Source organism: Dendronalium phyllosphericum CENA369 (assembly GCF_016056275.1).
Classification (GTDB): domain Bacteria; phylum Cyanobacteriota; class Cyanobacteriia; order Cyanobacteriales; family Nostocaceae; genus Dendronalium; species Dendronalium phyllosphericum.
In genome coordinates, this window is record NZ_JAECZA010000111.1 from 1 (window position 1) to 12,604 (window position 12,604).

General features: G+C 39.4%; 9 protein-coding genes and 2 pseudogenes. 3 read left to right on the top strand and 8 right to left on the bottom strand.

All coding sequences use genetic code 11. From position 1 onward, the window contains the following. Positions 1–443: 443 nt before the first annotated feature. The 7 genes from I8752_RS19660 to I8752_RS38640 all read right to left on the bottom strand — a co-directional run bounded on the left by I8752_RS19660 (position 444) and on the right by I8752_RS38640 (position 8,790). Positions 444–1,961: an ArnT family glycosyltransferase gene (locus I8752_RS19660; protein WP_214433985.1), complete on the bottom strand. Its 1,518-nt coding sequence runs from the start codon at positions 1,959–1,961 to the stop codon at positions 444–446. A gap of 116 nt (positions 1,962–2,077) precedes the next feature. Continuing rightward, the gene (locus I8752_RS19665; RefSeq protein WP_214433986.1) at positions 2,078–2,503 is read right to left on the bottom strand and encodes a GtrA family protein; all 426 of its coding nucleotides are present in this window, start codon (positions 2,501–2,503) and stop codon (positions 2,078–2,080) included. Beyond that, positions 2,503–3,210, bottom strand: coding sequence for a class I SAM-dependent methyltransferase (locus I8752_RS19670; protein WP_214433987.1), 708 nt, complete (start codon positions 3,208–3,210; stop codon positions 2,503–2,505). Before I8752_RS19670 ends, I8752_RS19665 begins: the two co-directional genes overlap by 1 nt. Beyond that, positions 3,207–4,340: a glycosyltransferase gene (locus I8752_RS19675; RefSeq protein WP_214433988.1), complete on the bottom strand. Its 1,134-nt coding sequence runs from the start codon at positions 4,338–4,340 to the stop codon at positions 3,207–3,209. The genes I8752_RS19670 and I8752_RS19675 overlap by 4 nt, the downstream gene beginning before the upstream one ends. A 492-nt stretch (positions 4,341–4,832) precedes the next feature. After that, positions 4,833–7,913: a DUF3987 domain-containing protein gene (locus I8752_RS19680; RefSeq protein ID WP_214433989.1), complete on the bottom strand. Its 3,081-nt coding sequence runs from the start codon at positions 7,911–7,913 to the stop codon at positions 4,833–4,835. A 237-nt stretch (positions 7,914–8,150) separates the two neighbouring features. Further along, a complete protein-coding gene (locus tag I8752_RS19685; RefSeq protein ID WP_214433990.1) occupies positions 8,151–8,390 on the bottom strand; it encodes a hypothetical protein in 240 nt (79 codons plus the stop codon). A gap of 241 nt (positions 8,391–8,631) precedes the next feature. Next, entirely contained in the window at positions 8,632–8,790 is a 159-nt protein-coding gene (locus I8752_RS38640; RefSeq protein WP_225895769.1) for a ribbon-helix-helix domain-containing protein, read from the bottom strand. Between the two features lie 317 nt (positions 8,791–9,107). Between I8752_RS38640 and I8752_RS19695 the strand changes: the two genes are divergently transcribed. Further along, on the top strand, positions 9,108–9,680 hold the full coding sequence (locus I8752_RS19695; RefSeq protein WP_214433992.1) for a hypothetical protein: 573 nt from the start codon (positions 9,108–9,110) through the stop codon (positions 9,678–9,680). A 641-nt stretch (positions 9,681–10,321) separates the two neighbouring features. Next, positions 10,322–11,230: a reverse transcriptase domain-containing protein gene (locus tag I8752_RS19700; RefSeq protein WP_214433993.1), complete on the top strand. Its 909-nt coding sequence runs from the start codon at positions 10,322–10,324 to the stop codon at positions 11,228–11,230. A 2-nt stretch (positions 11,231–11,232) separates the two neighbouring features. Here I8752_RS19700 and I8752_RS19705 read toward each other — a convergent pair. Beyond that, positions 11,233–11,847 (bottom strand): annotated as a pseudogene (locus tag I8752_RS19705) (IS630 family transposase); the annotation flags it as partial. 155 nt (positions 11,848–12,002) lie between these two features. Between I8752_RS19705 and I8752_RS19710 the strand changes: the two are divergent. Next, a pseudogene (locus I8752_RS19710) lies at positions 12,003–12,604 on the top strand (ISNCY family transposase); the annotation flags it as partial.

The following is a 12,604-nucleotide window of genomic DNA, read 5'->3' on the forward strand; positions in this document are numbered from 1 at the left end:
GTGGATGACTTGCGTTTTTTGAGCTTTCAAGAGTTACAGAACCTGAAATTGCTTTTCGATAAAAACAGCGATCGCTCAGAGGTGTAGAGCGACAGATTATGCCGGACTTTTCAGTCAAGAAGCGACGGGACAACTTGGAAGTGGAAACTCCAGCCTCTAATACTACTGACCGGCATTAGGTGTTGCGGCTGTCCATCGCAGGTATTTTTATGGCCACTCGAGAGCCAGGGATATGAATGAATTGAAAAGACTTTGACAGCAGCATTACACGAAATAGCCCAATTGTGGAATGCGACTACTATATATATTGATGTGACGAATGGATAAGTTGAAGCTCATGTAATACATAGATTTTAACCAATGCCCATTAAGTAATAATGAGGAAATTTACTATAGAATTGGGCGCTTTTAAGAAAAAACGCAATAGCTAGCTCCAGCCCATATTATTGTTTTCGCCATATCAGATATGAACTGCTATCAATTGCATTATTTTCAAAAGGTACAAAGCCTAATTTTTTCAGTGAACTTTCATTTAACGAGTCCTGATACCAATTAACAACATCTATAACATAATCTGAACTGACAATTTCTTCCAAAGTGTAATTAGGAATCAATTTAGTCCAACCAATACTATCTTTTTCTAAATAAATACTACCACCTGCATATCCTTTTGCATACATAGGTATTGTTGGATCTTCGGGACATACGACTTTACCTATTAAATTTTTAGAATTTTGAATTATATTTGAATAACTACGGCTATACTGATTCAGTAAAAGTTTTTTGTAACTTATCGCTGAGACAGTACCGCGAGGTATAGGAATTATCACACTATTGATTACTAAAAATGATAAAAACAAGGCTAGTAATATTCGCCTTTTATAAGTTACTGTATGATTTTTCAAAAATGTATAGTATTTATTAAATTTTATTAAACAAAAAGCAAACATTGCCAGAAAAGCTGGCAATAGTGAATTATCTAATCCCCCAGCCTTACTATAAGCCAAAATGCTTGTAGGTATAGTAATTATAATAGCACCTATAATCCATTGCAATTTTTGTCTATCTTCTACATTTTCTTCTTGATTAATTAAGGTTTCACCTAAACAAAATAAAAATAGAGGATTCATAGGTAAAATTTGAAAAAATACCTGAACAGCTAATTTGATTCTTATAGGATATTGTTTAGGAACATCAATCATATAGTAATATACTTGTGGATTTACATAACGTAAAATTAAAATTATACCTATCATTATTATTACAGGTAAAAACGCCAATAAAAGTCGTTTTTTCGAGCGAAAATCATATCTCAGCAATAAAACTACCACAGGTAGAAAGGCAAATACTATGCTAGTTTGTTTAAAAAAGAATCCAATTACTAAACTTAGAACTCCTATGATGTAAATTTTAAAGTTTTGCTTAGTATACCCAAGGTACATTAATAAAACTGCTACTAAAGAAAAAAATAAAGCTGTTAAATCAGGACGAGTTTCAATAAAATAGTTATCTACTCTTGTATTAGAACAAAATAATAGAATCCAACCTAAACTAAAAATAGCTTTATTTTGTCTTCTTAATAAGATTTTACTTAATAAAGATACAATTAATAAAGCTGATACCAAAGAGATTAAGCGTCCTATATAATTATTCGGTCCCGTAATATGAAAAATAAATCCAATTAAAAATGTTACAAATGGACCATACATATGTGTTGCGTGTCCATGATGAACATCTTCATATATCGCTAATCCTTGAAAATTTCGCCACGCTTCTACAATAATAGCTGCTTCCCAAGGATTATTTGGCTCAGGATGTAACAAGCCAAATATAATAGTAATTACATTATGTATTAAAATTATAAATGTACCTAATACAATTGGATAAAATATTAAATGCCTTGATTGAAATAACTTGTTGATTCTCTGTTTCAACATATAAATTTTAATATTAATTGCCATAAGTATTAACTTTGTCAAAGATTTAAAAAATTAAAAGTTTAATAGCTGATACCGCTGAAATACAAACAGCAAAGAATTGTCTATATCACACTAACTCTACAAAATCTTGTCAAATCCTAAGACCGCTCAAAAATAATGTACTTCTTTATAAGATATGTGATTATTGAGACTCCAAAAGCTGGAACTGCAAAAGCAAACATTTTTGACAATTCAGTTGGCAACCAATTATCTAAAATATTTTCACGTAGGTTATTCGCACATATTAAAGTCAAGACCATACCTAAAATCTGTATAGCTATGAATTGTAACTTTTTAGCAATTGATATGCCATCTCTTGCTTTAAATGTAATAGATTGATGTGCAAAAAGACTAAGAGAAATACCTATAACGTAGGCTAGTATGATTGAAGACATGTACTTGGCACTTGTATCATCATTAATTAACTTTCCTATAAGGCTTCGTAACAGGATTGTAATTAGGGTTACACAACCCCCAATAAGAATATAAGTTGGATACTTGGAAAAAACCTTGAAAAGCTTCACTAAAATCTCTTCCTACCAACTAAAAGAATCGACTTACCAAATTGGTATCCAAAAAGCGGATCAGTTTTTATAGATATAGGAACCATAAACTTATCCCATACCTTTATTTGTTTTAAGCTTGGAATGCTTTGTTTGAGAACCAGTTTGTTACCTAAACTAGCAAATAATCCAACACAATCTAAATATGCTAGTTTTATGACTTTTAACTCATCTGGCATGACTGCCTTAAGCGTTTTTTTACTGTAACGACGATAATGACCAATGGCTGAATCAAATGAAGTAAATAACCATTGATGAGCCGGACTTAAAATAATTAAATTACCATCAGCTTTTAAATGTTGATAAGCTTTGGTTATTTCTTCTCTGTCGGAATGTATATGCTCTAAAACATCAATATATAAAATTGAATCAAATAATTGCTGATCGCTCAAACAATCAATAGTTCCATTGAAAGAATAACAGTTAGTTATGCTATTTAATGCAATCAAGTCTTTAAGTTGATTAAAAAGTTGGATATCTGGTTCTAGACATAACCAGTTATTATAATGAGAGCTAGAGAGTAAACGAGTGTTGCTTCCTATTCCTGCTCCCACTTCTAAAACATTACCTTTTATATATTTTCTTAATAAAAACTTTATATAATTCTTCCAATTATTTGCGGAGGCAAACAACTCTAACTCTGCTCCAACATACTTGAACTCATTCATGATTTTAATTGCAGTATATTATCAACATAATATTTATAGTCACGTCCTGGAATAATATTAAAACTATTACGCGCTGACAAAATTATCATACTAAAAACAGTACCAATTAAAATTAGTTGAAATAGAGATATAAATAATAAGCCAGACACATAAGTGGCCCAACCTGGTATTCCCCAATCTGTAAATAATTTAATTAATAAAACAGATAATAATATCAATAATAAAAAAACTAACAAAATTGTAGTAATTAATAAAATTCTTGTGCCAACAATATCTCCGTAAACCGCAATAGAACTCAAGCCATGAGTAACAAGTGATACGAAGTTCATTTTGGGCTGTCCGGCTAATCGTCTCGCTCGAGGTACATTTATTTCAAGATAAGGAATTCTAGACCGATAAATACCCGATGAGTAATGATTCCAAATTTCTGAAATGACTACAACATTCTTCAATAAGGTGGCAGGTAATAAACTGAAATTACCGACGCTAATTTCTCTTCCTGTCAGTAGTCGATAAAGCTGTTTGTAAATCAAGTAGAAAAACTTAAATGTCTTGCTTTCAGAGCGTTTACTGCGTTTAGCGAAAATGATTGTATTGTTACCTATTTTCTCAGAAGTTTTCAGGAGACGTTCTATTTCAAAGGGATTATCCTCACCATCACCATCCATCACAACAACAAAATCGCAATTTAAATGGTAATAAACATAGGACAAACCAACCGCTATAGCTCGTTGATGTCCAAGATTTCGCCTAAGTCGAAGGATGTTAACTTCTCTAATATGACAATACTTTTGGTGAATTAATAAATCAGGGACTGGTTTCGTTGAATAGTCATCAACAATAAAAATATTTATATTAACTTCTTTGCTACAAATAAGCTCATCAATAAGTAATATTAGCTTTTGTAAAGCCTCCCAATCATTAAAAACAGGAACAATAATTACCAGCTTTTTTTTATTTAAAGAGGGTGTATTTAATAATTGGTTATGAATTGGTAGTTCGTCTACTTGTGGGTCGTGTTGCTCTATACACCGTTCTATTTGCTCTGCTAGCACTTTGATGCTTTTTAGAGTATTTCTCACATCTTCTTGGAAGATTTGAGAAACAGGATTAGCTTGCTGCTTCTCCATTTTTAACACCTTATTGTATACTTTAATGTCTGTATAGCTAAAGGGCTATAGTTATATAGTTCCTCAACTCAATGCCCTAAGCGTTTTGAAGGGATAATATAGTTTAAAACATTTGCATGTAAGTGATTTTTGTCACATTTTTAATGTGACAAAAGTCACTAGTAATTAAGTAGGCACGAAAAACCAAACTCAGTAGACTGAAAAACTCTGAGATTGCTGTGGGTTTCAATGACTCGATCTATCTCGGCTCAATACCATTATCGGTTTGATCTGCAATCACGCGCCCTGGTTCGGTTGTCAAGCCAATTCATCTCTCATTCAGCAATTTATTTTAGCTATTACCTCGCAACAGCGATACGCAGCATTGGCTCTCAAAAGGCTCTGAGAGTCTAGCTTTCATATCTAAAGTAAGAAATGCCTTCATGAGTTTTGCTTAATCGGCATGGTTCAAGTAGAGCCACATATATTAGGCAAACCCAGATCCTCGCATCCTCAAGAAACTAACTCTAATCTCATCCCCTCATTCCCTGGCACAAAGCATTCCCATATTCTTAAGCTGGCTTCAATATTCTCTAGTAAGACGATCGCTTTGAGAAAGCCCTGCTCATAGATAAACCTAGTTACAATCCCATATGCGCCATGCCGCTTGCTGCCAGGGCAGTAAACCCGCACCCTTGCACCCTTGGTAATTTCTAGTGTAGCTGGATTCTCTTTGACCTGTTGAGGTTTGGCTAATACTGTGTCAACAACTTCAACTTGCGGTAGGGAAGTAGAATCATCCAGCGGCGGAATTTCAGTCTTATTTATCACATTATATTGTCCGTAATCTACGTGCAAAACACTATTGTCAGTACTGACAGTTAGTGATTGGCAGTGGCTATCACTGACATTAATTGACTCGCTATCTAGAGCGTTAGAGATGTTTTTTTTCTCATTGTCAGTGTTGTCAGTGGTTGTAAAGAGTTTTTCAACGTCTTCGATTTTTGCTGCTACAAATCGCACAGAACGCCCTTTACGTACAATTTCCCCATAACCCATTTGTTGCATTTTGAGAAATAAATCATGAGTGTACGCACTGGCTTCTCTGCCTGCTGCCTTAGCCCGTGACTTGATGCTATCGAGTGGTCGATAGATGTCACGGACAGAAACGCCGTCTGATGTTTGGGAGGCGCGATCGTAAATTTGCAACAGAATTGAGCTAATCTCATCGCTATTGCTCACTTTCTCTTGCAAAACATGAAAAGCACTCCTGTAGTATTGGGCAAGCTTGACAGCGCGTTCAAGGGTATCTTTTTGCAGTGTTGAAATATCTCGGCTGTTGGGTGAGTAAAAACACTCAAGCAGGTGCAGAATCAGCGCAATTCTCAAAATCTGGGTTGGTAGCTTGGACATCCAATTACGGATAGCTGCGTGTGTCGTTTGTTCTATTTGGTCGCCGATTATCTCGACTAGCTTTTTGTAATATGCTTTCGCCTGGGGGCTAATTTTGACGTTGAGTTCTGGTAATTCCTCCATCCACTTGTAAAGTAAGGGTAAGCGTTCGCTAAGTTGACAAAAGCCTTCTACATAACGCTGTTTCCTGCGCTGGGGAACTGCAAACAACATTCTCGCTTGCAGCCCGTTACTGTCGTCAGCATCCTTAAAGGTTTTGCGAAACACAGCCGGTTGAATACCACCTGTCAAAGAAACGGCTGTACGTTCGGCAAAATAACTGTCAGTTATAGATGTCCGGTCAACACAAAGGGCGGCTGCATCCCAAAGTTTTAACAAAATCTGCAAGCTTTCATCCTCACCCCTGGAGAATTGCCCCAAGGAATTAAACAGCCCCGCGATTTCATCTCTTGCCCACAGCGACCCATAGCCAGCGTTTTCAGCAGAGCGCTTTAACACGGCTTGAATGGTTGCAACTTCAAACAAATACTTCCTTAAAGCGGGTGGCTCTGGTTCCAAACCTTCACAGCCGCTTCTCTCCCACTCTTTGAGCGCCCGTTTATATTCTTTGTCCGCATCTAGGTAGCGCTGGACTGCTTCGGCTTGCATTTTTCGTAATGGGGCTACAACCAAACTGTCTGCGCGGGTTTTTCCGCCACCGGACTCTAAAACTGTCACAGTCCACAGTACAGAGGGAATTTTATGAGATTGCATATCCAAATTAATCGTCGTGCCTGCTAAAGATGCGACAGCGCTCAATAACGGCTGCCAGATTACAACAGGGTCAACATTCAAAACGTCCGCGTCATGGATTAAATCGCGGGCTAGAGGAGCGGGTAAGATAGCGCCCCAGTCAATTTTGGTATTTCGCCACTCGATCAGCGACTTGAGCCGCATTTCATCTTCTGGCAAAACCTCATAGAGTTTGACGCGCTCTCTAGCAACAATGCGGTCAAAAAGCTTTTGGTTAATTCCTAATTCAGTACGTAGTAAGTCTAATTTAAAACTCTCTTCTATGTCGTCTAAATCAGAGGCTAAGATGCCACTGACAACACTGACAATAGGCTGAGATTCTTGTTTAGTAATCATTTCTATGGTCAGTGGTGGCACTGACAATAAGCTATTGTCAGTACTGACAATAGACTTTTGTACGGTTAACCTATTTTGGCTATGTGTTCTTTTTTGCTTATTTAACCAAGCTGTGTAACATCCTTGTAGCTTTTCGTCATCCAAAGATGGACGTAATGCGTGGGCCTCGGCGTTTTTCCACCAGCCATCAGCTTCACTACGAACATCAGAACCTAGTGGTGGAGTGCAGTTAGTGCAGAACTGGTCATATAGGGCGCGGGGGTCGCTATCGTAGTCAATGCCCAGTTCTGTGAGGCGACGGGCGGTAGCGATTAAGTTAAGGCTGAGTTTTTTCGCTGCGTCGTTCCGTCCACCATCACTCGTGCCATGCTCTACTAAATCTCTGTCATCCCGTCCGAGAAAAATGGATAAAGTCGGGCGATCGCTGACTGTAGTTTGCACACTTTTAATTTGAGGTTGTGGAACTGCCACAGGCTGCTGATGATTCAGCATTAACTCAATCACCCAGTTTGGACAGTTAGCAACTGAAACATCTTGTGGCGATCGCTCCCAGTAATAACTACCAGTTTGTGGGTGTACAGATGGGGGTAGTACGCTTTGTAACCCATTCCAGCGAAATTCTAGTAACTGCTCTTTACCGTCATCGCCCTTGACCCCAGTTTTGAGCTTGACTGTTTTTACTACTTGCCAGTATTCCTCTGTGACAAAGTAAAGTAACTGCCTGCGCCCAGCTTTGCCAGAGCTAAAAATTACTGTGTCGGGTAAGTCGCCATCAGCAAGCTTTTGTAGTAGTGCTTCTGCTGCTGTACCGTCCGCATCAATGGCTAGAATTCCGCCTGACACTTCACCTGTGCGGATGCCGTAGCCAAAGGCTTTGCCTGATTGCAGTTCTCTAATCAGCGCCTGCCTACTTAGTGCTGTTTCTCGTTGCCAGTCTTGACGATAAGGACGTTTATTGTCTGTAACAGGGGTCAAGGCCCAGTAAAGAGGAATTTGCTGTAAGCCTGAAATTAACCGTTCTGCTGTCGTTGGATTCAATTGTGTAGTATGCACTTGTATTACCTCGAATTTTCTTTCAAAATTCGGGTAACTCCTCATGTTGCAATGCGAGCGCAGAACTGGTTATCATAGAGCTGCGATCGCGGTTCCGAAAAAGTCTGCCACGACATTTTCAGTTCGGAGTTACCCGTGATAAATAGACAAATGATGGAACCCGCTTAACTTCCCAATCGAGCGGGTTTCGTCATTTTTGAAACAGTTTATCTAATGGGTGTATGCGAATTCCCATCATTAAACTACATCCTTGACTGTGAAGCCCTTGCTACACCACTGAACTAGCAGCCATCTGTCAGATTCTGGATCTAAAGCTGGCTTGAGGCGGAAAGCAAAAAAATCTTCCCATACCTCTACGCCATGTTGTGTAACAAATTGTTTTTCAACTTCTTTAAAGCGTTCCCAGTTGCGATCGCGGATCGCAATCAGCATTGGGATTAATTCGCTTACTGGAATCTGGGTAGCTATTTCACTCATCTGGATGCCTCTCAAAAATACAAATTATTGGCAAAGGTTCTATCTTAGTGTCAACAACTTTAACTAATCGTATTCCTCTTTTTCTACTTATCCTTTTGCAGTGTTGCTCTGAAGCAGCTGGCAGCCAATATCTAGTCTCAGCTAGTGGGTCAAATTTCTCCTCAACACGCTCTATATCATCGTTTGGCTGATTTCCCTCGGTCAAATTACCTCCTGATTTTGTTCTGTGCGATCACGTTATTCATTTGTCCTTTTCCTCCTTTTTATTGTCTATCGCTTGCTCAAGCAGCATGGTTATGAGGTTGTTAACGCTTCGATGCTCACCCTCAGCCCATTCTTTAAGAAACTCGTGCTTATCTGGGTCAAGGTAAACCATGACTCGTGGCTTTTTACTAGGCATCTCTACAGGTACATATAAGTACTATCTCTTGTCAGCAATTGTCGCCTTAATAAGAAAATTTTGAAAGGGAGTTGCACTTGTTAGTACCTGCTGTTACTATAGTAGTGTCAAGATTATCAATACGTCAAATAACTCAGGACAGACGCAAGTAAGACCCAAGCGCAAAACGCACTTGGCAGTTTCCTTTCGAGGTTGCTCCCGCTTGCGAGCGCTGTTTTGACAGCATTCAATTAACTATTCACAGCAATATCTGCATTGCGTCTGCTCATATCAGCGGTCGCGGTAATTGTGCGTGGGAGTATCAGGACAGAGGATTCATGCATATCAATTTACGCAATTTAGAAGCAATCAACGAACTACCAAACAAAGGAGAAATAATGCTGACATCTAATCAAATTAGGCGTTTACAAGCAATACATCGCTGGCTCAGAGAAATCCGAGATTCAGAGCAATTCAGGCAACTGGAATACTATCCAGACGTAACACTAGGAGATGCCATCCAAGCAGTAGACGAAATGCTACAGTCACAAGACCATTGTGATTACAACAGGGCGAACTTTACTGATGATCAGTGGCAAAAGTATCTAGAGCAGAAGCCAGTATTGCATATTCGCCGCGTCAAGACTTGGACTGAAAAGATTAACTCATTCCTACTTGATGCAGCGTCAGAAGTCGCACTTTTGAGCTTGGTAACTACTAGTTTTATGGTTGTTGGTGCTATCTTTTGTCATGGCGTTGACCGCATTGAGCAAAGCAGAGGCGAGCAATATCAACGCACATGGATTTACAACGCGAAAATTTTTGAAGGAAGCACCATTGCATCTATCGCCGTCTTCCTAGGTGCAAGTTTGACTGGTGCGTGTGCAGCTGGAGGGAAACAAGATGACTGATTTGCAACATGTTGTCTGCGTCACTTTGCTTACCCAGTCTAAAACCTACAGCATTAACGGTATTTTGGTGTGATTCGTCGGTTAGAAACCAGAGTCCGTAAGGGTTCTGGGGGATTAACCCCTAGGTTCAAGCCTAGAGAACTGATTAACAATGTAGGTGTAAATCCTACCCCTCAAGTGCTGAGGTGAAAGCCCTTTCCCTACGGTAGCGACTAGTCCTCAATCCGTAAAGCGGGAATGAAAGGCGCTCTTACTGGAAGCCTAAATCCGGTAATCCGCCAAGCAAGATACCCATGAGTACGAAAGAAAGACACGTTTGAGTCATCGTAACGTCAAAGCAGCGCAATCAGGCTGAAACGCTGCGCCAAAAGGCAAAAGGATTAGGGATTGGCGAGTCAGAGTTCGACCAATAAGCACCCCCAATAAACCCGGTGAAAAGTGTCACTCTAAAGGTATCAGTATTGTTACTCGGAACGAAGTAACCCGTCAAACGCTCTCAGGTGGTCGAATACCTGAGTAGGTGCTAACCGGATGCCTTGACGGGCAAGATTGAGTAAGAAGCGAACGCTTGGCTGTAATGGTCAAGATAAGCCGACGTACTCACGATGATATGGATGGAATGGTCACATTAGGAAGTATATATGTCTAAAACACTGAGCAATCAGATGGTGGAATGGAACGAGATTAACTGGCGAAAGCTGGAAAAGAACGTTTATAAGCTTCAGAAAAGAATATTCCAAGCCTCTCTACGTGGTGATACTAAAGCAGTACGCAGGCTCCAAAAAACCTTGATGAGGTCTTGGTCAGGAAAAGCCTTATCTGTCCGTAAAGTAACCCAGGATAACCAGGGTAAGAAAACCGCAGGCGTAGACGGCATCAAGTCGCTTACTCCCAAGGCTCGGCTTACTCTGGTACTGAGCTTGAACATTAACCTTCATGTTAGTGCAACCCGTCGGGTTTGGATTCCCAAATCTAATGGTGACAAGCGCCCGTTAGGTATTCCTACTATGCACGACAGAGCGACTCAAGCCCTTGCAAAACTGGCTCTTGAACCAGAATGGGAAGCGCGATTTGAGCCAAATAGCTACGGATTCCGACCAGGTAGAAGCGCCCACGATGCAATCGGAGCAATATTCAACAGCATCAAACAATCTATTAAGTATGTTCTAGATGCCGACATATCCAAGTGCTTCGATAAAATCAACCACGAACAACTGCTCAGAAAAATCAATACATTCCCAACAATGCACAGACTTATCAAAGCATGGTTGAAATCGGGTGTAATGGATGAGGAACAGTTCTTTGAGACTAACTCAGGCACGCCCCAAGGCGGTGTAATATCTCCCCTACTAGCGAATATAGCCCTACATGGGATGGAACAACTAGTAATAGATTATGCGCGCAGCCTGAAAGGTGATAAACAAATAAATCAAAAAACTATATCCCTAATAAGATATGCCGATGATTTTGTAATCCTTGCCAACAAAATAACTCAAATTGCTGAAATGAGAGAGTTAGTTACAAAGTGGTTAGCAAAAATGGGTCTATAGGACTAGTATTTGATTTCTGAAAAAACTCCGTACATCTGGAGAGACATAAAATCAAAGGTAGTGTTACGGATAAACCACTCAAACATCCATTTTAAATGGTGAAATGTTGGAACTAAAGCACAAAAACGCCGAACCCAGTTTTTTGCTTGTAACCAAATGTCTTCAATAGGATTTTGTGATGGGCAATTAGGAGCAAAACGAATGCAATGAATTTTCCATTGTTCTGGAGGTAAACCTTGATTTATCTCAGCTAAAAAGTTTTGAACAAGATGTGAACGATGATAAGAAGCACCATCCCAAAGAAGAAGTAATCTTTGGTCGGGAGAAGAGTCTAATAAATAACGTAAATAATCAATTGTATTGTTTGAGTTACCAGCATTGTAAGCTTTAAGAAGTAACTTGCCATCGAGATAATCAACCGCCCCGTAGTATGTCTGTTTATCTCGTTCATTAACGATTCCAATTGCTATTTCTTGGTCAGTTCTCCCCCAAACATACCCAGTTAAATCTCCCCATAACAGATGGCACTCATCAATTAGTAATACTCTTAGCTTTCGGTCTTCTATCTCCTCTCTATTGCTTGCCAACAATGTTTCAATCTGTTTTTTTCTAGAAGCGCAAATTTTGCTAGAGAGGGTCAGATATTCAAGTAAACTAGGGAACACAGAGAATATGTGGTGCATGAATGGTAAGAAAAAGCCCTCAACCAAAAGCGACATCATCTGAAGTACTAGAATGCGTGCAACAGAATTGTCCCAGTTGCGGCAAACCCATGTGGAATGAGTACAACAATCTGCGACGTGTGAGAACTCTTAAAGGAGTGATACAACTACTGTTGAAAATTCGCCGTTGTCAAAATAGCTCTTGTGAGCGTTACAAAATTAAGTATCGACCAGAGCAGGAAGGTTCGTGGGCATTACCACAACAGGAATTCGGGTTAGATGTGATTGCACTGGTAGGAGCGTTGCGTTATCAAGAACACAGAAGCATACCTCAAATTCATCAACAACTTCGTAATCGCGGTGTAGAAGTAAGCGAGCGAAGCGTTATTTACCTGTTAGAAAGATATGACGAATTGGTTGCACTGTGGTTAAGTGACCACTCAAGACTTAAAGCCATCGCCAAAAAACAAGGGGGATTGATATTAGCAATTGATGGGATGCAACCGGATGTTGGGCATGAAGTACTATGGGTGATTCGTGATTGTTTATCAGGAGAAATTTTGCTGGCGAAAAGTTTATTATCATCAAGAAATGAGGATTTAGCCGCTTTGCTATTGGAAGTGAAAAATACTCTTGATGTAGAGATTGATGGAGTCATAAGTGACGGACAACAGTCAATTCGTAAAGCTGTTGAAGTCGCATTGCCTGGAAT

Coding starts and splice junctions, on each gene's coding strand:
- I8752_RS19660 (WP_214433985.1), bottom strand. CDS start 1,961: ATGGCAATTAATATTAAAATTTATATGTTGAAACAGAGAATCAACAAG.
- I8752_RS19670 (WP_214433987.1), bottom strand. CDS start 3,210: ATGAATGAGTTCAAGTATGTTGGAGCAGAGTTAGAGTTGTTTGCCTCC.
- I8752_RS19675 (WP_214433988.1), bottom strand. CDS start 4,340: ATGGAGAAGCAGCAAGCTAATCCTGTTTCTCAAATCTTCCAAGAAGAT.
- I8752_RS19685 (WP_214433990.1), bottom strand. CDS start 8,390: ATGAGTGAAATAGCTACCCAGATTCCAGTAAGCGAATTAATCCCAATG.
- I8752_RS38640 (WP_225895769.1), bottom strand. CDS start 8,790: ATGCCTAGTAAAAAGCCACGAGTCATGGTTTACCTTGACCCAGATAAG.
- I8752_RS19695 (WP_214433992.1), top strand. CDS start 9,108: ATGCATATCAATTTACGCAATTTAGAAGCAATCAACGAACTACCAAAC.
- I8752_RS19700 (WP_214433993.1), top strand. CDS start 10,322: ATGTCTAAAACACTGAGCAATCAGATGGTGGAATGGAACGAGATTAAC.